Here is a 21,107-nt window from a genome sequence, read left to right as displayed (position 1 = left end):
ACGGTTAGGCCTATGGAGCACAGGAGACTCGGCCGGACCGGCCTGCGAGTGTCCTCCGTGGGCCTGGGCACGATGACCTGGGGCCGGGACACCGATGAGCTCGAGGCCAAGGAACAGCTCGACATCTTCCTCGATGCCGGGGGCACGCTCGTGGACACGGCCGCCTCCTACGGCGAGGGCGTCAGCGAGGAGGTGATCGGTGCGCTCCTGCGCGAGCACGTGGATCGCCAGGACCTCGTCCTGGTCTCCAAGGCCGGGGTGCGCACCTGGCGCACCGGGGAGCGGTCCTCAGTGGCCGATGCCTCCCGCGGCTCACTGCTGGACACGCTCGACACCAGTCTGGCCCGCCTGGGCACCGACCACCTGGACCTCCTACTGGTCCAGGTGCCGGATCCCAGCACCTCCCTGGAGGAGACGGCCCACGCTCTGAGCCTGGCCGTCTCCTCCGGACGCACCCGTTACGTAGGCATCGCCAACCATCCGGCCTGGGCATCGGTGCGCATGCACGACCTACTCAGCGAGTGCGGCCGAGGTCCGGGGCTGGCGGCCGTCGAGGTGGAGCACTCGTTGCTCTCCCGGGGCATCGAGCGCGAGCTCAGGCCCGCCTCGCAGGCCCTGGGCTTCGGCATCCTGGGGTACGCGCCCTTGGGCAGGGGCGTGCTCACCGGCAAGTACCGGGCGACGATTCCACCGGACTCACGGGCAGCTTCGCCCCACCTGCGCTCCTACGTGTCCCCCTACCTGAGCGACCCGCACCGGGGCGTGGTCGAGGCTGTGGCCACTGCCGCCTCGGGCCTGGACCGTAAGCCGGCCGAGGTCGCGCTCGCCTGGGCCCGCGACGCCGCCGGGATCGCCTCGACCATTGTGGGGGCGCGCACTCCGGCTCAGCTCCAGGGCGTGCTGTCAGCCGACGACCTGGAGCTTCCGGTCCAGATCCGCCATGCCCTGGACGAGGTCACCTCCCTGCAGCTCGGCTACCCCGAGCGTTTCTGAGCACAGAGAAGTGCGGGGTCCGCGCACCTGGCGCAGACCCCGCACTGAACGATGGCCAGTCGACGGACCTCAGTCAGTAGTCAGTCCTCATCGTCGTAGTCCTCGTCATCATCGCTGTCATCGTCGTAGTCATCGTCATCCTCGTCGTACTCACCGTCGTCGTCATAGTCGTCATCGTCATCCTCCTCGTCGCCGTCGGAGTCGAAGGCCTCAAAGGGGAGCTCGATGCCGTAAGCGGTGAACAGCGAGTCGTCGTAGGTGAAGAAGGCGTCCTGGAGGGCGTTCTCAGCCGAGACCACGGCCGGGGAGAGCTCGTCACCGGTCGCGGCAGCATCCAGATGCGCCTCGAAGGCGGCGATGAGTCGGTTGAGCGCGGACCGCGGATCGTTCGTCATGTGGGACACACTACCGGCTATCCCCCGCACAGCGCACAGGTGGACGGCGTTGCCGGACCGCGTCGTCTCCGATCACGCCTCCGGCTCGACTCCCAGCTCCTGGCGGATGAAGCCCAGGAAGAGGTCCTCCCCCTTGATCTTGCTGGTCTCCTCGGGGCCGACGACCACGCGCACACCGTCACGCAGGATCTGGGAGGCACCGCCGTCGGGCCCCAGGGGCAGGATGATCCGTTCGGTTGCGGGCGTGTAGGTCGCGGAGGGCTCCCGGCCCGCGATGATGTCGGCGATGTTGCTGGCGACGACTCGGGCATGGGCCCGGGCGGCGTCAGCGCGCTTGGACTCGCGCACGTCGGTGATGTCGCCGATGGCCCAGACACCGGGGTGGTCCACCACCCGCAGGTACTCGTCGACGCGGATTGTGCCGTCGTAGTGGCGCACCTCGTCGTAGTCCTCACTGAGGAATCCGGTGGCGGCCGCCGATCCGTAGGCACGGAACCACATGTCGGCCTCGAGCTGACGCCCGCCCTGGGTGGTGACCCGGAAGGGCGAGAGCACGCCGACGTCGACCGGCGGCAGGAAGCTGAGGGAGTCACCGGTGACGATCTCCACCCCGCGCTGGGTGAGCTGGTCGGAGATGGCCTCACGGATCTCCGGCTTGTAGTCGCCAGCAGGAAGAATCCTGTCGGCGGCCTCCAGCATGGTCACCTTGACGTCAGGGAAGGCCGAGGTGATCTCGCCGGCCAGCTCGATACCGACGGCGCCGGCACCCACGATGAGGACTCGCGAGGACTGCTCAAGGTTGGCGTGAACGCGTTCGATGCGGGCCTTGGCGATGACGGAGGGGGACTCCATGTGCTTGGCGGGGAAGGGGTAGGCGGTCCCGGTGGCCAGCACCAGGTAGTCGGCCTCGATCTGCCCGTGACCGGAGACCTCGACGGTGGTGCCTCGCACAGTCAACGCCGTTCCGTGAACGACGTGCCCGTTGGTCAGAAGCCGGTCGTAGGGCAGGAAGATCTTCTCCGCCCAGTCACGGTCGACCGCCGCGCGCAGCGCTGCGGCATGGCTGACGAAGGTGTCCTTCTGCTCCACGAGGGTGACCTCGGCGACGTCGTCGAGGGCCTTGGCAGCAGTGATGCCACCGTATCCACCGCCGACGATGGTGACGCGAGCCATATTATGTTCCTTCCGGTGATGAGAGGGTGAAGATGCGAACTGCGTCCATCAGGCCAGTCCGCGACGTTGAAGAAGGGGCAGGATGCCGGGGGCGCGCCCGGTGAAGGCGCGATAGGAGGCCAGAGGGTCTCGGGAGTCGCCGCGGGAGAGGAACTCGCGGCGGAAGAGCTCTCCGGTACGGCGGTTCAGGCCGAGGTCTCCGCTGATCGCGCCATCGGTGGTGAACCACTCGATGGCGTCGGCATCCATGACCTCGCTCCAGATGTAGGCGTAGTAGGCCGCGCTGTAGCCTCCGGCGAAGACGTGGGAGAAGTAGGTGGTGCGGTAGCGGGGAGGCACGAGCGCGTCATCGACTCCGGCCTCGGCCAGAGCCCGGTGCTCGAAGTCCTCCACCTCAGCAACGTCCCTCGGGATCTCGCTGGGGGCCAGGGTGTGCCAGGCCTGGTCGAGCAGGGCCGCTCCCAGGTACTCGGTGGTGGCATAGCCCTGACCGAAGGTGCCCTGACCACGCAGCTGCTCGGCGAGCTCGGGCGGGAGGGGCTCACCGGTGTCCACGTGGCGCGCGTAGCCGGCCAGCACCTCGGGGTGAAGCGCCCACTTCTCATTGAGCTGGCTGGGGAACTCAACGACGTCACGGGGTACGGCGGTTCCGGAGGCCGAGGGGTAGCGGGTCTCGGAGAACAGCGCGTGCAGGGCGTGCCCGAACTCATGGAAGCAGGTGATGACCTCGTCCCAGGTCAGCAGAGCCGGACCGGAGGTGGGTCGCTCGATGTTGCAGCAGTTGATGACGACCGGTTTACGGCCGGTGAGTGTTGAGCCGGTGACGAGACTGTCCATCCAGGCGCCGCCGGACTTGCCTGCTCGGGCGTAGTAGTCGCCGATGAAGAGTCCCAGAACCGGTGCCTGGGAGTCCTCGCCGTCTCGCACCTCCCAGACCTTCACGCCCGGGGCGTACATGTGCTCGGCCAGGTCCTCGCGCTCGTGGAAGGTGATGCCGTAAAGACGATTGGCGGCGTAGAAGACCCCCTTGGTAACGACGCTCCACAGCTCCAGGTAGGGGGCCAGGACCTCGTCGTCGACGCCGAAGCGCTCCTTGCGCTCAGCGGCCTCGTAGAGGGGCCAGTCGGCGGGGCCGAAGGTCTCACCCGCCTGGGTCTGCGGATCCAGGTCCATACGGGCGGCGTAGATCCGGGCGTCTCTGCGGGCGTTGGCCATGGCCGGCGGCGTGAGCCGTCCCAGCAGCTCCGAGACCGCCTCGGTGGTTCGGGCGGCGGACTCCGCGGCCACGAGGGCGGCGTGATGCGGGAAGCCCAGGAGGGCGGCCCGTTCGGCGCGCAGAAGGGCGAGCTCCAGAACGATGCTGCGGGTGTCGCCGGAGGCGCCCTGCTCCCCCAGCCCTCGACTCATGGACTTGTCCAACAGGGCGAGCCTGGCGCTGTGGGGCCGGGTGGTGGCGAGGGCCGGTGGCACCGTGACGTTGGTGACCCCGGCGGCATGCATGGCCTCGGTGACCAGGACGGAGAAGCGCATCTTGAGCGCATTGACGCGGGCGTTGATCTCCTTGAGCGCATGCGCCTCCGCCTCCTCCAGGCCGACGCCATTACGTTCGAACTCCTCAACAGTCAAGCGGATGAGGCGGGCGGCCTCGGCGTCGATGACGGTGCCGTCGGCGTCGCACGCGTCCTGTCCGTCAGGGGCTGCGGCAACGAGGTCGTCGAGGGCTTTGAAGCGGCGGTAAAGACGTGAGTCGAGGTGATAGGCGTCGGAGTGGGCCGCCAGCTCGGGAGCCAGGGCCTCCTCGAGCTCGTCGAGGTCCGGGCAGTCGGTGGCGGAGGTCAGGGCATCCAGAACGGTCAGCGCACGTTCCAAGAGCTCACCGGATCGCTCCAGCGCATCGACGGTATTGGCAACGGTGGGTTCATCCTCATTGGCGGCGATCGCCTCCCACTGCTGACGCTCGGCCGCCATTCCAGCACGAATGGCCGGTTCGATGTCGGCGTGGTCAACGGCTGTGAAGCCGGGTAGTCCCAGGTCGAGCGGCCATGGCCTGGCGAAGACGTTCGACTCCGGGAGGTCGGTAGCGTCGGTGGTCTCGCTCATGGGCCCATCGTGCCATGTGACCGGAGCTTCTCAAGAACAACAAGCAGACTCGTGTGGGTCATTAGTCCTTATCTCGTCCGTGTCGCAGGCAGTGAAGAGCTTCTGCTCACGGCACGTTCCCGGCGGCCAGGGATACGATGAGATCAGCGATCTCGGGATCGTCGGGGTCCTGACTGTCAGTGTCGACGGCGCGGTTGGCCCACCATCCGTCCACGGCCAGCAGCGCCACGCGTTGCGTGGCAGTGAGCTCACGGAGCTCACCCACCCACTCCCTGCGCAGCGTGTTCCAGGCATCCTTGAGCATCTCCGCCTCCGGCGTGGCCGAGAGCATGAAGCTGACCTCGCCGGGCAGGATTTCGCCGTCGAGGACTGAGCGAGTCAGTGCCTCGATGCGCTCGGTCCGGCTCGCCTCCTCCAGGGGCCCGCCCAGCGCAGCCAGGGCCTCAGTCCGCCACCGCTCCAGGAACTCTGCCGCGATCCCCTCCAGGAGCTCGGTCTTGGTGCGGAAGTGATAGATGACTCCGCCGCGGCTCAGACCAACGTGCTCAGCCAGGGTGTCGAAGGTGAGTGCATCGAAACCGTCACGGTGGGCGAGCTCGAGCGCCCCCGTGATGATGCGGTCCCGTTTCGAGGTTCTCATGAGCTCTCCTCACTTGCCGCTGGGATATGACGCGCAGCCATCACACCCGCGAACAGGAGGATACCGGCAGCGATCACGGCGGTGGCCTGCATGGCGCGGGTGAATGCCTCTCGGGCCTGAACCATCAGCTCGGCCTGCCCGGGGTCACCCGGATCGATGACACCCGCCAGGGTGGCCAGGGACTGCTCGGCGGCGTCGGCGACCCGCCCCGGGATCCCGGAGGGGGCCTGTCCGAGCAGGAGCCGGTAACCGACATCCTGAATCGTGCCGAGCACCGCGATCCCCAGGGCTACTCCCAGTTCGAGTCCGGTCTCGGAGATGGCGGAGGCCGCTCCGGCGCGGTCCGCCGGCACCGCCCCCAGGACCGCTCCGGTGGAGACCGTGAAGGCCAGGCCGATGCCTGCGCCGATGATGAGCAGGCCGACGCAGATCACCACGATTCCGCCGTAGGACTCCCCCAGAGCGACCACAACCAGCCCCACCGCGGCTATGAGCAGGCCGCTTCCCAGCGCCCGACCGTTGCCGAGTCGGCGCACCACCGCGGCCACGACCGCGACAACGACGATGGAGGCCAGTGATGTGGGCAGCTCGGTCAGGCCCGCTCGGAGCGTGGAGTAGCCTCGAACGAGCTGGAGGTACTGGGAGAAGAAGTACAGCAGACCGGCCAAGGCGAAGATCGCCAGGACAGTGGCCGCAATCGCCCAGGTGAACGCGGGGCGGCTGAAGAGCTCGACGTCGATCAGTGGTGTTTCCAGAGTGCGCTGACGCCTGATGAACAGCCATCCGGCGGCGAGACCGCCCACCAGCGCCGCTACGGCAACGGCCGTCAGGCCGTCGTGGGCGAAGGACTTGACGGCGTAGGTGATCGGCACGATGGCCAGGACCGACAGGACCGCGGAGGCCAAATCAACCGGGGCACCCTGCTCGTTCTTGGACTCCGGCAGGAGCCACAGGCCCGTGACGATGACGGCCGCCATGACGGGAACGTTGATGAGGAAGACGCTGCCCCACCAGAAGTGCTCGAGCAGGACTCCGCCAACCAACGGCCCCAGGGCGGTGCCGCCGGAGCTGCCGGCGGACCAGATGGCGATGGCGGTGGTGCGGTGGCGGGCATCGGGGAAGATGTTGCGTATGAGCGAGAGGGTGGAGGGCATGATTGTGGCGCCACCGACACCCAGCAGGGCTCGAGCGGCGATGAGGGCTCCCGCGCTCGGCGCGAAGGCCGCCATGATGCTGGCGGCCCCGAAGCCGAGCGTCCCGACGAGCAGGAGGCGTCGCCGACCGATGCGGTCGGCGACATTACCCATGGTGACCAGCAGGCCGGCCAGGGTGAAGGAGTAGATGTCGCCGATCCACAGCAGCTGGCTGGCCGTCGGGCTCAGGTCGGCACTCAGTGAGGGGATCGCCAGCGCCAGCACCGTGGAGTCAATGGCCAGCAGAGTGACGGCAAGAGTCAGGACGGCCAGGGCCGCCCAGGCGCGAAGTCCGGGGGTACGAGTCACGATCATAACTTTACTATATGCACAGTAAAGTTATGGTCGCACCGATGGCTCTTTCTCAGCGCAGGCGGCGATGACGCAGCACTGCGTCCACGTCCGGAGCGAAGTAGCCCGGCCCCTTGAGGACCTTGCCGTCCTCGCGGTAGACCGGCCGGCCGTCGGCGCCCAGCTTGGACATGTTGGAGCGCTGCACCTCGGCGAGCACGGCCGCCAGGTCGATCCCCGTCTCCAGGGCCATGCCGTAGATGACGTAGATGAGATCCGCCAGGGCGTCGGCGGTCTCGACGGTGTCACGAGCACCGTCGTCGGCAGCCACGGCGCGGCGGTAGCTCGACTCGATCTCACTGCGTGCCGCCCGCCCGTAGACGGCGCCGACGAGCTCGGCGAACTCCTCGGCGATGAGGCTCATGCGCATGTCGAGGCTCTCGCGCTCGAGGCTGGCACCGTCGGTCTGGACGGGAAGCCCGTAGACATGGTGGAAGCGGCGCACCAGGGCCTCGGGGTCGTCACCTTCCCGCTCTCCGACGCCGTTGTGCGCCACCAGGGGAAGCACGTCGTCTGCGCCAACGGGCCCGTCCCAGGGAGCTTGCGGCTCACGCGGGTCCTCGGGCAGCAGGGTGGCGATCCAGCCATCATGGAGGCGACCGTCGTTGGGCAGGAAGCGGCGCACTCGCCCTTCCCGCTGGAAGCCGAGGGACCAGGCGACCTTCCAGGAGGTCCAGTTGGGCACGGGGCCGCGGCTCGTCTCATGGATGTCGCAGCGCCACCTCAGCGCGGACAGGTTCAAGGGGCCCTTCGGGTCGAAGGCCATATCGATGAGGGCGGCGACGGCACGGGTCATGGTGCCGCGCCCGCGCGCCGCAGCAGCGAGCCAGTAACCGACCTCGCCGGTCCGAGCGTCCTCAGGGCCGCTCAGGGTGATGCCGAGCATGCCCACCAGGTGCGGAGAGGCGCCGGCGTCTGCCTCGCGGATCGCCCAGGTGAGCTCGCGCCCCTCGCTCCAGCCCTTGGCCACGACCTGCTCGACGAAGAACTCTGCGTCGCTGCGCTGATAGCTGCGGGGGACGAAGGTCCACTCCTGGATGTCCGCGTCCTGGCAGATCTCGGTGATGCGGTCGAGGTCGTCGCCGGTCGGAACCGACAGGACAAGAGCGGGCAGACCGGCATCCGCAGGAACAGTCATCTCAAAGGGATCCATGGGAGACGATGCTAACGCCTCCCCCGTCTGCGCTCCTGATGGATTCCCCAAAATCATCTCCCAGGACGATTCCTGCCCTATGCTCACAGGCGAAGCACCAAGGAGAGAAGAGCCTGCGTGAGCACCACCCCCTTGTCAGAGAACCGCCGTCACGGTCCCGCCATTCCCCGCTGGATGCTGCCCTCAGTGAGGGTACGCAGACGCGGCGATGTCATCACGGTCGAGCAGAGGGTTCCCGCCCGCGTGGAGAGCATTCACACGAGTCGCAGGGATGACTCCAGTAGCCTCCACGACGAGCATCAGACTCCGATCTATGAAGCCGGACTGGGATCTCCGACATCAGTGGCACTCGTCAAGGAGCGTCTGACCATTCCGGCCAGTGCGGCAAGTAAGCAGCAGGTTCGTCAAGCCGTAAACCACGCCATCGCCGCCTACGACCCGGGCACGGCAGCGCTGTCCGTTCAGCTCAGTGGGGATGCGCTGCTGCGGCTGCTGCAGACCGTCGCCGCGCTAGGAATGGCGGGATTCGGCCTGTACCTCGCCGTCTCCCTCCACCGAAGCCCCTCCATCTCGCATCCGGGCGATCCCTTCGCCGGCATTCAGAAGGTCTTGACAGTTCTTCCCAGCGTCTTCGCCCTCGTTGCACTCGCCATTGCAGTCGTCGGCGCTCGTGCAGCATGGGCCCTGCGCACCCCGAAATTCGTGGCCGAGGAGCAGTGGGGGCTGTTGCGTCAGACCCTGACCCAGTTGGCAGGGCAGGAGCCCGGCTCGTCGCGCCCCCTGGACATTGAGGCCGGCCTGCGCCGGGATCTCATTACTCACCCGAACGGAGACTCCCTCACGCGAGGAGTCACCCGTGACGGGCGCATGGGTCCCCCATGGCCGGATGCCTACGACGTCGCCAAGCGCGTGAGGCAGGGCCGGCGCACCCTCATCGGCATGACCGTCTTCGCCTCAGTCTTCCTGACCGTGGGGGTTTTGATCTTCCTGCTGTTCATCGCCGCCGGACAGCTCACACTCATTCCTCTGCTCGGCGGCGTCAGCGTTTTCGGTGCGATCCTCTCCCACACCTCCCGGCAGTGCGACCGCCTTCTCGTTTCCTATCCCAGTACGATGCCCGGAGAGGAAGAACCGCGAGAGCTCAGCTGGGAGGATGTCGACACCGCCTCCTTACCCGCGTGGTGCGATGCGCGCCGGCGCGAACGCTACTGGAACCTTGCTGCGATCGTGTTCATCATTGAGTTCGTCGTGGCTATTCTCGCCATATTCGCCTCTGTGATGCTGAATCAGACTGCGTTCTCGACCAGCCCCTCCTCGCAGGAGGCTCACACCTACGCACTGATACAGAACTCGGTCCTTGCGCTGGTCGTCATCGCTGTAGCACTCGCCACCGTTGTGATCGGCAGGCACTGGATACAGCAGAAGGACAGCGAACTGCGCCACCAGGCAGGACTCATCTGAGTTCTGCCCACACCCCACGGAGACAAGCCCACATGAGTATGCCCAGCCCCGTACCTGCAAGTCGTCGTCATGGCCCCGCAATCGCACGCTGGAAGCTCCCTGCCGTGCGAGTACGTCAGGAAGGCGCAGTCGTCACGGTCGAGCAGAGGGTCCCGGCCCGCGTCAGCAACATCTCGGTCAGCGCCTCGTCTGATGGCGGGACCACGCGCACGTACTACTACGAGTCCGGGCTCGGCTCCGCCTCCAGGCTCCCCCTGGTTCGTGAACGGCTCACAGTGCCGGCATCCATTGCCGGCCAAGAGCAGATTGAGCAGGCGGTCAAGGCCGCCATCTCCTCTTACGATCCGGGCACTGCGGCGCCTGGCCGGCAGTGGGGTCCGGGAATGTGGAGCAGGTTGGCTATAACCGGCTTCGGAGTTTTCTTCTCCTTCATCGCATTCTCCATTCTCATCATAGCCACACCCATGATGAGAATCGACGATGAGGCTTACGGCCATTCCTTCGCATTCGGTTCACCATTACTGCTCATACCTGCTGGATTCATCGTCCTGGGCGTGCTCATCACGGTTATTGGGCTCCGGAGCACCTGGATCCTGCGGACACCGGACTTCGTCGCCGAGGAGCAGTGGCAGCTCCTACGCTCAGTCCTCACCCAGATAACTGGGCAGCAGCCAGGATCGTCGCGCCCGCTCGACGTTGAAGCGGGGCTACGTCCCGACCTCATCACCCGCCCTCATAGTGAGACGCGCAGGCGGGGAGTCACTCTTGATGGCCGTATGGGACCGGCCTGGCCCGACGCCTACAGTGTCACCAAGACCGTCAGAAGAGGCAGAGTAAAACTCCTGCTCACCTCATCCCTCATGATCCTCGTTTTTGCCCTGATCTACGTCTTCAGTGGAGTCGGGGCAGTTCTCAGCACCGACCGGACGATCTTCGCCATTCTGGTCTGCACAGGAATGGTCGGAATAGGCCTGATACCGTCGTTACAGGCCTGCGACCGGCTCCTGGTGGCTTACCCGACGCAGGTTCCCGGAGACGACGCGCCTCGCCGCATAGGCCTTCGAGATGTCGATGTTGACAATCTTCCCGGTTGGTGCGCGGCGCGCCTTCGACAGGACTACTGGAACGCGGCAGCGGCCGGTTTCTGGGTCCTGTGTGCGGCCGGAGGCGTCCTGGTCTTCATTCAACGCCACTCAGAACGCTCAACCGACGCTTCAGCGGTATCAGCGTTGTTCCTGAGTCTCCCCGTGTACATCGGACTCACCGTGATCGCCACGGCCACCACCGTTGTGGTCAGTATTGTCTGGGCGCGTCGCCGGGACGCCGGACGACGACGCCTCGTGGGACTGGCCTGACCCTCGCATCCGCCCTGTCTCCTCGTCCCCGGCAGACCTGCGGTGCAGGACCGGCCAGCAGGTGACCATGATGAGGCCTCCCAGCAGGCCGTAGGCCAGAGCCACCCACAGTCCGTGGTCGTCAGCGAGCCGGCCGACAACCGGAGGCGCCAGAAGGCCTGTCAGACGGGCCAGCCAGGACACGATGGTCAGTCCCAGCCCGGGCGGAAGCCCTTCGACGTCGTCGGCGGCGGAGTAGGCCACGGGTACGGCGACGGCGCACCCCGCCCCGGAGATCGCCATCCCCAGCAGCGTCCCGGTAACGGAGGAGAGCAGAAGGGCGATACTCATTCCGAGGGTGACCAGCGCCCCGCCCCAGGCGATCACGGCTCGCTGACCGACAGCGTCGATGATGCGGTCGCCCACCAGACGCCCAATGATCATCATTCCTTGAAGTGCCACCAGCCCCAGCCCAACCCGACCGGCGCCAGCACCCTGCTCGGACAGAAGCAGGGACGACCAGTTCATGGCGACGTCCTCGGGGAACATCGAGGCGGCGCACAGCAGACTGACAACGATGAGCACGAGGACCGTGGCCGGCAGGGCGCCACGAGGCAAGGGCGCCGACCTCATCTCGGGGGTGTCGTCGAGATCCTTAAACGGATCGGGGGCGCGATCAGCGCGGTCGTGCCCAGGCAGGAACCAGCCCGCGAGCAGGGGACCTCCCGAGAGGCCTAACAGCACCGCCGCCGTCAGCACCATGTGAGTTCCCAGTCCCACTCCGGCTCCGGCCATGGCCTGACCCATGGCTGCTCCTAGGACCGCCCCCAGTGACCACGAGGCGTGGAAGCTCGTCACAATGGAGGTTCCCCAACGGCGCTGGACCCGCAGCCCGTGGGCATTCTGTGCGACATCGACAATGGAGTCCGTCCCTCCCATAACCAGCAGGCAGGCCGCCAGGACGACCCACGACCGAGCCAGCCCCACTCCGAGGAGGGCCAGAGCCACCACGATCATGCCCAGGCTGGCGACCTTGGCCGAGGTCAGGCGGGAGATGAGCCATGACGCTGCCAGCCCCGCCACAAGAGCCCCGACACCGGCTGCGGCCACGGCCTGTCCGAAGGCACTCTTGCTCAGCCCCAGCCCCGCCACGATCTCCGGGAAACGCGGCACCAGGTTGGCGAATCCCAGGCCATTGGCCAGGAACACCAGACAGACCCCGGCGCGCGCACGTAGCAGCTCGGGACGGTGCTGCGCGCCCGGAGGAGTGCTCACTGGGGTAACAGAGCGCATAAAGGCTCACTCTACCGGGACGGCCGCCCTGCGATTCGGTATAGGGACTACTCCCCACCGTGGTAGCAACGACGAAGATGACGTGCCCAGTTCCCTTCCCTTAGGCTGTTGGACGCATGCCGTTCTGAAACTAGAAGACGCATCCACTCGGATGCCTCGACCATGAAGGCATTCACAACTCCCTACCCCGTCTCACTTGGAGGATTCATGTCCTACGGAAGCGGCCCCGCTCCCTACGGAGAGCAGCCGTCCTACGGCGGCCAGGCACCCTATGGCGGCCCAGCCCCCTACCCGGGTGGCCCAGCACCCTACGGCACCCCCAACCAGTTCGGGGCTACGTCATTAGCCCCCGACGTCGCCCCACTGCCTGGCGCAAGCATCGGCGAGGCCGCCAAGCGCTACTTCCAGCGCTACGCCCAGTTCCGAGGCTATGCATCTCAGGCCGAGTTCTGGTGGTCATTTCTACTGTTCCAGGTGCTCATCCCCCTTGGTCTCTACATACTGGCAGTGGCCATCGGTGCTTCGGCAGCAATGTCTGGCGCTGAAGAGATGCCTTTAGCACCGCTCATCATCTTGGGTCTGCTCATACTCTACGGTTTCGCGATCATTATTCCGTCGCTCGCAATAATGGTCCGTCGCCTTCATGACACCGGGCAGTCGGGGCTGTTCCTGCTTCTCTACTGCGTTGGACTGGGAATCGTGCCGCTCATTATGTGCTGCATGCCTCCCCGCCCCGACCTCTACCGTCCCGAATGGAGCTGACCGAGGTCTCCTGACGGAGACGCGATGATCCCCGGAACCCTCTGGTTCCGGGGATCATATGTTGGTGGTGTCCGAGGGGGGACTTGAACCCCCACGCCCGTTTAATAAGGCACTAGCACCTCAAGCTAGCGCGTCTACCTATTCCGCCACTCGGACTTGTGTTGTCTCCTCCGCCTTTCAGCGGCCTCGCCAGGACCTCGCCCCGGCGACGCAGAGAAACTTAGCATGACGGCCACCGAGGCCACCAAGTCACGTTCAAGTGCTTCCCATCACACTCCGGTACTCTCGACGCTCAAGGTCACCTGCATCGACCAGCTCGCCCCAGCAGCGATGGTCGGAGCGTGCTCACGCACCGCTCCGCTCTCGACACACACCATGGCGGGGAACTCGTCGTCAGCCATGTCCGGCAGCGGGGCACTGTACGTGGACCAGGGGTTCCACACGATCGTTGAGGGCACGTTGCGCTTGTCTACGCGGATGGTGCGCTGATGCCCGGGATCAGTCACGGTGATCGGCTCGGCGGAGTCGTAGATGCGGTCCACGGGTCCGGAGATTGTCACATCGCCTTCCTGGACGTGGCGGGCCTCCTTGGGACTGCGAGCCAGATTGTCACTGTAGGAGGCGCCGGCGAGCCCGCTGATGACGCTGGCGGTGACGTCGTGGACTGAGAGGTAGGTGTGGGCGGCCGCCTCCACCGTACGGGGCTCGGTCCCCTCGTTGCGCAAGCTGAGTCCCAGGCGCAGAGTCTCACCGACCTCGACCTCATAGAGCGCCGTCAGGCGGTCACGGCTGACGCTCAGAAGAGCGCGGACACCGCCGCCGTCGGTGGTGGTCACCGTGCGCAGCCGCCAGGGGGCGATGCGAGCCCACCCGTGCTTCGGTACGGCGTCACCGTTGATGCCGACGCCGAACTCCGGCAGGCACAGGGGGATTCCTCCACGGATGGCGGTGGAACCATCGAAGACCGCCTGCCGTGAGGTGAAGATGACCTCCGAGCCACCGCGCGGCACCCAGGAGGTCACGGTGGCACCGTGGAGGTAGATCTCCGCGGCTCCGGCAGGAGCGTCGATGAGAAGTCTCTGCTGTCCTCCCCGCCCTGGCCCCAACGCGGCGGTGCGAGGCAGACGCATCTGGTTCGTAGAGGTGGGGCGCGTCGGATTGCCGACATTCGGGGCGGTCATGGGGCCACGCTAGTAGGCTGAAGATGTTTCGTCAGCCCGATGACCAGCGAAGGACTGAACGTTCACCCCATGACAACAAACAGCTCTCCGTCACAGGATCCGACGCAGGACACGTCGACCGAGGTTCCCGAGTCCTCACAGAGCCCCGGCTCCCAGCAGGCGGCTCAGGGACCCGACTCGGAGAAGAAGTCCTCCCGGGACATCCTCAGCAGCAGCGGCCTGCTGAGCCGGCTCAAGAATGCCCGGACAGCATTGGACCGGGGTATCGACTGGGCGGAGAGACGCAGGCAGGCGGATCGCGACCACCAGCTGCGCTGGGAGTCGGACTCGGACAAGGACGTAGCGGCGAGGCCGACCACTCCCCCGGTGTCCACCACCCATGTGCGCGTGGCGCCCTCGGTCTCCTTCCCGGAGACGGTGACGACCCGCTCCACGATCATGGACTCCTTGCCCGCCTGGCTGGTGCGGGGCGGCATGGGGGCCTGGCTGGGCCTCGGCATCATCATTGTCATCGGTCTTGTCTTCTACGCCACCTCACAGGTGATCCCGGTCTTCGTCGGCCTGTTCATGGCGCTGGTGTTCACCTCGATCCTCCAACCGATGGTCAACCTCTTCGCCAGGATCATGCCCCGCTACCCGGCAACCTTCCTGGCACTGCTCAGCACCATCGGTGCCATCGCCGGACTGGTCACGTACGTGGTCACCTCGGTCACCAGTCAGTGGAACTCCCTGGCATCCCAGTTCGGTGATGGCCTCAACACGATCATGGAGTTCCTGGAGAACGGGCCGCTGCACCTGACACAGCAGCAGATCTATCACCAGTTCCAGCTCTGGTTGCGTCAGGGGCAGCACTATCTGCAGTCCAATGCCCCCTCCCTGGCCTCGGAGTTGCTCTCCAACGCGAGTGCGGTCGTCGATGTGCTCACAGTCCTGGCCCTGGCACTGTTCGTCACCATCTTCTTCCTCGCCTCCGGGGGCAGGATGTGGCGCTGGTTCCTCAACGAGCTGCCTGCCACGATGCGGGAGTCGACTCACCGGGCCGCGGGCGCCGGCTGGTACACCTTCGCCGGTTACGCCCGTGGCACCGTGCTGGTGGCACTCACCGACGCCATCATGGCCGGGATTTTCCTACAGCTGGTGGGGATCCCGTTGGCGGCACCCCTGGCGGTGCTCGTATTCATCGGCGCCTTCATCCCGATCATCGGCGCTCCTCTGGCGATGATCGTGGCCATGGTGGTGGCCCTGGCCTCCGGCGGCTTCGTCACCATGATCGTTGTCGGCGTGGGGGTGGCGGGGATCGGCCAGATCGAGGGGCACATCCTCCAGCCCCTCATCATGGGGCGTCAGGTTTCGCTGCATCCCGTGGTGGTGATCATCGGCGTCGCCCTGGGGACCTACGCCGCCGGTCTGCTCGGCGCGATCGTCGCGGTTCCGCTGATCAGCGTGCTCTGGTCCGTCTATTCCGAGCTGCACACCAAGGACGCCCCGGTCACGGGTGAGCTGCCCGCGTACTCCTCCCGCAAGGAGTGAGAGGAGCCGCTGTCAGCACCAGTCCCGGCTGCCGGTGCCGGGGACACCGGGGAGGACCTGGAGGTGCTCGGCCATGAGCGCGACGACTCCGTCTCCCTTCTCCACGGTGCCGCGCACGATGAGGGCCACGGCACGTCTGCCGACGCTGCGGTAGCGGCGCCACATGCCGGCTCTGCAGGCGACGTTGAGCAGACCGGTCTCGTCCTCCAGGTTGAGGAAGATCATGCCGGAAGCCGTGTGGGGGCGCTGCCGGTGGGTGACGACGCCGGCGACCCGCACCCGGCTCCCATGCTCCTGACCTGAGAGATCGGCTGCGCTCAGCACGCCGTCGGTGGCCAGTGCGGGGCGCAGCAGCCTCAGGGGCGAGCCGTGCGTGGACACTCCGGTCAGGCTCAGGTCGGCGGCCTGGCGCTCACGGTCGGTCATGGTCGGCAGGGTCGGGGCCTGGGCGCCGACAGCGGTCCCCGGAAGCGTGGGCTGACACCACGCGCCTTGACCTCGACGGGAGGAGTCGCGACGGCGGCCGTGCTCGTCGGAGAGGACCCCGGCAGCCCACAGGGCCTGGCGGCGCTCCGTCCCCAAGCCGTCCAGGGCTCCTGAGGCGGCCAGCGCCTCAAGGCGGGAGCGGCTCAGGCTCACGCGTCGAGCAAGATCGGCCAGGTCCCGGTAGGGGCCGTGGGCACGGCGCTCGGCAACGATGGCGTGCGCAGCCCGCTCCCCCAGGCCCTTGATCGGGGCCAGGCCCAGACGCACCGCGAGGTCATCGTGGACATCGAGGGCGGATGGGGCGGCGGGATGAGGGCTCAGCGGCTCCCACTGGCCTGATCGATCTGCATCCCGGTGGTTCTCCCGCTGCTCGACGGTGGCCTGTGCCAGTGAGCGGTTGATGTCTGCGGGCAGGACGCGCACACCGTGGCGGCGGGCGTCGGCGACAAGGGACTGCGGGGACCAGAAGCCCATGGGTTGAGCGGCCAGGACCCCGGCATAGAAGTCCTCGGGCTTGCGCACCTTGAGCCATGCCGAGGCATAGACCAGGTAGGCGAAGGAGAAGGCGTGAGACTCGGGGAAGCCGAACTCGGCGAACGACCGCAGCTTGCTGTAGATCTGCTCCGCGGTGGGCGTGTCGATGCCCTGGGACCTCATTCCGGCTATGAGCTTGTCGCGGAGGGCATCCATGCGCTCGATGGATCGTTTGGCCCCCATGGCCTGACGCAGGGTGTCGGCCTCGGCGGGGCTGAACCCCGCGGCGTCGACGGCGATCTGCATGAGCTGTTCCTGGAAGAGGGGCACTCCCAGGGTCTTGGTCAGGGCGGGTTTGAGGGAGTCGTGCAGGTAGGTGATCTCCTCACGCTTCAGCCGGCGGCGGATGTAGGGGTTGACGGCGTCGCCCTGGATGGGGCCGGGGCGGATGAGGGCGACCTCGACGACGATGTCGTAGAAGGTCTGGGGGCGAAGTCGGGGCAGGGTGGCCATCTGGGCACGCGACTCGACTTGGAAGACCCCGACCGTGTCCGCGGCCGTGAGCAGTCTGTAGACGGCCGGATCCTCCTCGGGGAGAGTGTGCAGCCCCCAGGGGCGGCCGGACTGGGAGGTGCGCGCCTCTCCTTCCGTCACGGCGTCGGGAACGGTCTGTCCTCGCTCTGCCAGTGTGGTGAAGGCCAGACGCAGGGCAGTGAGCGCTCCCAGGCCCAGAAGGTCGAACTTGACCAGCCCGGCCTCGGCGCAGTCGTCCTTGTCCCACTGGAGAACCGAGCGATTGTCCATAGCGGTCCAGCGCACCGGGCAGACCTCGGTGACAGAGCGGCCGCACAGGACCATGCCTCCGGGATGGACCCCCAGGTGGCGGGGCAGCCGCAGCAGCTTCTCCGCGATATCGAGGACCGGCTCGGGAACCTCGTCGCTCTGCCCAGTCAGCCCTCCGGGGCGCACCGAGGTCCATCGCTCCATCTGCTTGGCCCAGGTGTCCTGCACGCCGGCGGGGTGGCCGAGGGCTCGGGCGGCGTCACGGACTGCGGATCGGGGCCGGTAGGAGATGACGTTGGCGACCTGGGCGGCACGCTCTCTGCCGTATCGGGAGTAGACGTGTTGAATGACTTCCTCGCGGCGGCAGGCCTCGATATCGAGGTCGATGTCCGGGTAGCCGGCTCGCCCCGGGGACAGGAAGCGTTCGAAGAGCATCTGGTGCCTGACGGCGTCGACGGCTGTGATTCCCAGGGCGTAGCAGACTGCGGAGTTGGCCGCCGACCCTCTCCCCTGGCACAGGATTCCCGACTGCCTGCAGAACTCGACGATGGCGTGCACGATGAGGAAGTAGCCGGGGAATCCGAGGGACTCGATGACCTCGAGCTCGTGGTTGAGCACCTCCCAGGCCCGGGGGTGCTCCTGCGGGGTGCCGTAGTGGCGGGTGGCGCCTTGGCGGGTGAGCTCGCGCAACCAGCTGACTGGAGTATGTCCCTCCGGGACATCGGCATCGGGCAGGCCCGGAGCGATGAGCGACAGGTCGAAGGCGAGGTCCTCGGCGAGCTCGGCGGCCAGATCGACGGCGTCGGGACTGCGGCGGTGGAGCAGAGCCATGTCCTGGGCTCCTCGTAGCCAGCGGCCGATGGCGGGTAGATGCCCGCGGGCGCCTTCCAGGTCGGTGACCAGGCGGGTTGAGGTGAGGACGTCGGCGAGACGGGCGTCGGTGGGGTGGGCGCAGCGCACCGCTCCGGTGGCCACGAGGGGCAGCCGGTGGTCGTGAGCCAGGCGGGTCAGGGCCTCGGTGAGGGCGGCGTCGGTGGGGCCTCCATCCAGGGTGAGCTCAACGGCCAGGCCGATAGCGGCGTCCCCTTCCACCTGTGGGCGACCGGTCGTGGATCCGGCGCCTAAGGGGGTGCCTCGGTCAGGAGCGGCGAAAAGATTGGCGAGGTGACCCAGGCAGGCGTCTGCCGCCTTCAGGTCCCAGGTGCCGGGGCGGCGAGGGTCGCCCAGCGCCCGACGCAGGGGACCGTTGGCGGTGCCGGTGAGGATGAGACAGGTTCCCGCGGCTCCCTCGGTCCGGCCGGTGGGGTCAGTGCGGAGAGCCGAGGCGAGCGTGGGCAGGTCGTGGGCCGGTTCTCGGCGTTCCCCTGTGTCCAGGTTGTGCTGAGAAATGGCGGATACCAGGCGACGGTAACCGGTGGGGTTGCGAGCCAGGACGGGCAGGTGGGAGCCGTCGGACAGGGTGAGCTCGGTGCCGTGAATGGTGGGCAGTCCGTGGGTACGACCCGCCTGGGCATGCTTGACGATACCGGGGACGCCGTCGTGATCGGTCAGGGCGAGGGCCTCCAGACCGAGCTCGACAGCGGCCGAGGCCAGGTCATCGGGCTCGTTGGCCCCGTCGAGGAATGAGTAGGCGGAATGGGCGTGGAGCTCGGCATAGCGGTGTCGACTGGTCATGTCTGTCCGTGGCATCTGGAGTGTGAGAAGGGTGGGGCCGCGTCGATGAGGGGTGCGAGTCCGAGGGTGTGGGTGGCTTTGGGGTAGGGGGTGGTCTCGTAGGCTCCGGCTTTCTGGCCGGGTTGGGGGCCGCGGGTCTCGAGGCGGGGGCTGGTGCTGTTGCCGGTGCTGGTGTTGTTGAGGCGGTCGAGATCTGCTTGCTCAGATCCCCCGGTACGACGGTGCCGGGGACGTAGCACTGGTGGGGCCCGACCCTCTTGGGGTGGCGGGTGATGGTGCCGTCTGGGTGGCGCTGGTAGACGGTCCTGTCGGGGGTGTGCCAGGACAGTGTCCCGTTGGCCTGGTCGCGGGTAAGGGTCCAGCCGGGGGTGTGCTTGAGGCGGTGGTGGGCCTCGCACAGGGTGACGAGGTTGTCCAGGCTGGTGGTCCCGCCCTGGCCCCAGGCGGTGAGGTGGTCGATGTCGCACCGGGAGGCCGGGGTCTGACAGGTAGGGAAGACGCAGGCCCGGTCGCGGGCGCGCACCAGGTCGACCAGACCCGCCGGGGGACGGTACCTGGTGCGGCCCACGTCCACGACGGTGCCGCTGACCGGGTCGGTCACCAGGCGCCTCCAGGTGCCGCCGGCGGCCAGGGCCCAGGCAGTCATAGCCGGCACCGCCGCGCTGCGCGCCCCGATCTGCACCTCCGCAACCTCAGCCGGCGTGGCGGACAACGAGGCGGCGGGAGCAGCCGGGGCGGGTCCAGGCAGACTCCTCCCGCTAGGGCCGGGCAGAGTCCTCCCGCCGGCGGTGGGCAGGCTTCTTCTGCCGCCTGGGGATGCTGCGCTGTTGAGCGGCTCGGGCGTAGTAGCGGGGTTCTCGCCAGGGCCGGCTCCGCCGGATTCAAGGCAGCAGGGGGCGTTGGGACACTCACTGCCCCCAGGGCTACCGCTTCCAGAACCACTGTCCCCGGGATGACGTCCCTCTGGGGCGCCGTTGTGGAGCCGGTTGCCCTCGGATCTGGTGCCGGGGTCGTGGCCGCCGGGATCGTGTGTGGCCGGCGCGTGATCGGTGGCGTTTTCTATCTGTGCCAGGCCGCCTGGGTCGGTGAGGCTGTTCAGGGGGACGGTGACCTGGACGTTGATGTGGATGCTTCTGGACAGGGGGAGGTGTCCGGAGCCTGAGGGGGTCCACCACGGGCTGGCTGAGCCCACCAGGGAGCTCAAGGCCCCCAGAAGCCCTTCCAGAGGCACCCCGTCAGGCAGCAACTGCGCCGCGGTAGCCGACTCGGAGCCATTAGCCTCACCCTGGGCCTCGCCGCAATGCGAGGCTTCCTTCAGGACAGGCTGGACGAAGACGGCCTGCTGGCTGGTGCGCAGTGTGGAGAGGGTCATCGCGCTCAGCGCGTCAGCGCGCAGCTGGCCCAGGGTGCGCTGCTCACCGCAGGCCCACGCACTGGCGGCGATCGCGTCCAGGGTCGCGTCCAGCAGCAGCGCATCCATGGTGGGCAGCACAAGCCGGACCTGGGACACACCCTCACCGGCGGGCCTGGGACACGACACGCACCGCCTGGAGACATTGACCCTGACCCGCTCAGTGTGGCCGGCGGGGTCGGCCTCCATCAGGGCCCGCTCATTGTCGCGCCCCACCTGGGACACGCTGCGCCTGGGCGCCTGAGGCAGCACCCGCTCCTGAACCGCCAACGCCACCGGAGTCGGCACAACCTCCAGGCGGCGAGTCACCAGCGACGCCTTGGCTGAGTCCAGCACCCCGCAACGCTTCATCACCTCAGTGGGACCGAAACCAATGCTCATCAGGGCGCTGCCGTGATCGATGATCTGGCCGGCCCGGCTCCGTGACAGGCCCAGGCGAGCGGAGAGCAGGCAGGTGGCGTTGAACCTGCGCTCCTCATAACCCACCGCCGCCGAGACCCGGCCGTCTGGCCCCCACTGACCCGGATGCGTCGACAGCTCGGCGCACCCGGTCAGGCAAGCCGCCGTCAGCTCCCCGACGAGCGCACCCAGCATCCCGGCCGCACCACCGACCGGGACACGAGGAAGCACACCAGCTTCGAACATATGTACAGTATAGCCGCACTCCCCACCAACCGCACGGCGAAACAGCCCCGAGAAACCGCTGCGATAACAACGAAT

The 21,107-nt window shown here is 67.3% G+C and carries 14 protein-coding genes and 1 tRNA gene; 4 read left to right on the top strand and 11 right to left on the bottom strand.

Going from position 1 to position 21,107, the window contains the following annotated elements; translation table 11 throughout:
• Positions 1–12: 12 nt before the first annotated feature.
• Entirely contained in the window at positions 13–993 is a 981-nt protein-coding gene (locus RIV12_RS00195) for an aldo/keto reductase (RefSeq protein ID WP_075417606.1), read from the top strand.
• Positions 994–1,073: 80 nt separating this feature from the next.
• On the opposite strand, the gene RIV12_RS00190 is transcribed toward RIV12_RS00195, so the two are convergent.
• The 6 genes from RIV12_RS00190 to RIV12_RS00165 all read right to left on the bottom strand — a co-directional run bounded on the left by RIV12_RS00190 (position 1,074) and on the right by RIV12_RS00165 (position 7,998).
• A complete protein-coding gene (locus tag RIV12_RS00190; protein ID WP_309321494.1) occupies positions 1,074–1,388 on the bottom strand; it encodes a DNA primase in 315 nt (104 codons plus the stop codon).
• Positions 1,389–1,460: 72 nt separating this feature from the next.
• Positions 1,461–2,561, bottom strand: a complete 1,101-nt coding sequence (locus tag RIV12_RS00185) for an NAD(P)/FAD-dependent oxidoreductase (protein ID WP_075417607.1) — start codon at positions 2,559–2,561, stop codon at positions 1,461–1,463.
• A gap of 48 nt (positions 2,562–2,609) precedes the next feature.
• Entirely contained in the window at positions 2,610–4,661 is a 2,052-nt protein-coding gene (locus tag RIV12_RS00180; protein ID WP_309321492.1) for a M3 family metallopeptidase, read from the bottom strand.
• Positions 4,662–4,767: 106 nt separating this feature from the next.
• Positions 4,768–5,301 carry a TetR/AcrR family transcriptional regulator gene (locus RIV12_RS00175; protein ID WP_075417609.1) on the bottom strand — a complete coding sequence of 178 codons (534 nt, stop codon included), beginning with the start codon at positions 5,299–5,301 and terminating at the stop codon, positions 4,768–4,770.
• Complete coding sequence (locus tag RIV12_RS00170; protein WP_309321490.1) at positions 5,298–6,809, bottom strand: MFS transporter; 1,512 nt, start codon at positions 6,807–6,809, stop codon at positions 5,298–5,300. The genes RIV12_RS00175 and RIV12_RS00170 overlap by 4 nt, the downstream gene beginning before the upstream one ends.
• 49 nt (positions 6,810–6,858) lie before the next feature.
• Positions 6,859–7,998, bottom strand: coding sequence for a GNAT family N-acetyltransferase (locus RIV12_RS00165; RefSeq protein WP_309321489.1), 1,140 nt, complete (start codon positions 7,996–7,998; stop codon positions 6,859–6,861).
• Between the two features lie 117 nt (positions 7,999–8,115).
• On the opposite strand from RIV12_RS00165, the gene RIV12_RS00160 reads away from it, so the two are divergent.
• Entirely contained in the window at positions 8,116–9,459 is a 1,344-nt protein-coding gene (locus RIV12_RS00160) for a hypothetical protein (protein WP_075417612.1), read from the top strand.
• A 1,223-nt stretch (positions 9,460–10,682) separates the two neighbouring features.
• On the opposite strand, the gene RIV12_RS00155 is transcribed toward RIV12_RS00160, so the two are convergent.
• Complete coding sequence (locus tag RIV12_RS00155) at positions 10,683–12,086, bottom strand: MFS transporter (RefSeq protein WP_309321487.1); 1,404 nt, start codon at positions 12,084–12,086, stop codon at positions 10,683–10,685.
• 207 nt (positions 12,087–12,293) lie between these two features.
• Between RIV12_RS00155 and RIV12_RS00150 the strand changes: the two genes are divergently transcribed.
• Positions 12,294–12,848, top strand: coding sequence for a DUF805 domain-containing protein (locus RIV12_RS00150; RefSeq protein ID WP_075417614.1), 555 nt, complete (start codon positions 12,294–12,296; stop codon positions 12,846–12,848).
• A 65-nt stretch (positions 12,849–12,913) separates the two neighbouring features.
• Here RIV12_RS00150 and RIV12_RS00145 read toward each other — a convergent pair.
• Both RIV12_RS00145 and RIV12_RS00140 read right to left on the bottom strand, forming a co-directional pair.
• Positions 12,914–13,004, bottom strand: a tRNA-Leu gene (locus tag RIV12_RS00145).
• A gap of 113 nt (positions 13,005–13,117) precedes the next feature.
• Positions 13,118–14,029 carry a D-hexose-6-phosphate mutarotase gene (locus RIV12_RS00140; protein WP_309321485.1) on the bottom strand — a complete coding sequence of 304 codons (912 nt, stop codon included), beginning with the start codon at positions 14,027–14,029 and terminating at the stop codon, positions 13,118–13,120.
• 69 nt (positions 14,030–14,098) lie between these two features.
• On the opposite strand from RIV12_RS00140, the gene RIV12_RS00135 reads away from it, so the two are divergent.
• Positions 14,099–15,559, top strand: coding sequence for an AI-2E family transporter (locus RIV12_RS00135; protein ID WP_309321483.1), 1,461 nt, complete (start codon positions 14,099–14,101; stop codon positions 15,557–15,559).
• 12 nt (positions 15,560–15,571) lie between these two features.
• Here RIV12_RS00135 and RIV12_RS00130 read toward each other — a convergent pair whose 3' ends face one another.
• Positions 15,572–18,976, bottom strand: coding sequence for an error-prone DNA polymerase (locus RIV12_RS00130; protein WP_309321481.1), 3,405 nt, complete (start codon positions 18,974–18,976; stop codon positions 15,572–15,574).
• On the bottom strand, positions 18,897–21,032 hold the full coding sequence (locus RIV12_RS00125; RefSeq protein WP_309321478.1) for an HNH endonuclease signature motif containing protein: 2,136 nt from the start codon (positions 21,030–21,032) through the stop codon (positions 18,897–18,899). Before RIV12_RS00125 ends, RIV12_RS00130 begins: the two co-directional genes overlap by 80 nt.
• Positions 21,033–21,107 lie beyond the last annotated feature (75 nt).

The organism is Actinomyces stomatis, assembly GCF_031292835.1.
Lineage (GTDB): Bacteria > Actinomycetota > Actinomycetes > Actinomycetales > Actinomycetaceae > Actinomyces > Actinomyces stomatis.
This window is presented reverse-complemented; position numbering and strand designations above follow the sequence as displayed.

Coding starts and splice junctions, on each gene's coding strand:
- RIV12_RS00165 (WP_309321489.1), bottom strand. CDS start 7,998: ATGGATCCCTTTGAGATGACTGTTCCTGCGGATGCCGGTCTGCCCGCT.
- RIV12_RS00125 (WP_309321478.1), bottom strand. CDS start 21,032: ATGTTCGAAGCTGGTGTGCTTCCTCGTGTCCCGGTCGGTGGTGCGGCC.
- RIV12_RS00180 (WP_309321492.1), bottom strand. CDS start 4,661: ATGAGCGAGACCACCGACGCTACCGACCTCCCGGAGTCGAACGTCTTC.
- RIV12_RS00135 (WP_309321483.1), top strand. CDS start 14,099: ATGACAACAAACAGCTCTCCGTCACAGGATCCGACGCAGGACACGTCG.
- RIV12_RS00175 (WP_075417609.1), bottom strand. CDS start 5,301: ATGAGAACCTCGAAACGGGACCGCATCATCACGGGGGCGCTCGAGCTC.
- RIV12_RS00155 (WP_309321487.1), bottom strand. CDS start 12,086: ATGCGCTCTGTTACCCCAGTGAGCACTCCTCCGGGCGCGCAGCACCGT.
- RIV12_RS00185 (WP_075417607.1), bottom strand. CDS start 2,561: ATGGCTCGCGTCACCATCGTCGGCGGTGGATACGGTGGCATCACTGCT.
- RIV12_RS00130 (WP_309321481.1), bottom strand. CDS start 18,976: ATGACCAGTCGACACCGCTATGCCGAGCTCCACGCCCATTCCGCCTAC.
- RIV12_RS00150 (WP_075417614.1), top strand. CDS start 12,294: ATGTCCTACGGAAGCGGCCCCGCTCCCTACGGAGAGCAGCCGTCCTAC.
- RIV12_RS00140 (WP_309321485.1), bottom strand. CDS start 14,029: ATGACCGCCCCGAATGTCGGCAATCCGACGCGCCCCACCTCTACGAAC.
- RIV12_RS00170 (WP_309321490.1), bottom strand. CDS start 6,809: ATGATCGTGACTCGTACCCCCGGACTTCGCGCCTGGGCGGCCCTGGCC.
- RIV12_RS00195 (WP_075417606.1), top strand. CDS start 13: ATGGAGCACAGGAGACTCGGCCGGACCGGCCTGCGAGTGTCCTCCGTG.
- RIV12_RS00190 (WP_309321494.1), bottom strand. CDS start 1,388: ATGACGAACGATCCGCGGTCCGCGCTCAACCGACTCATCGCCGCCTTC.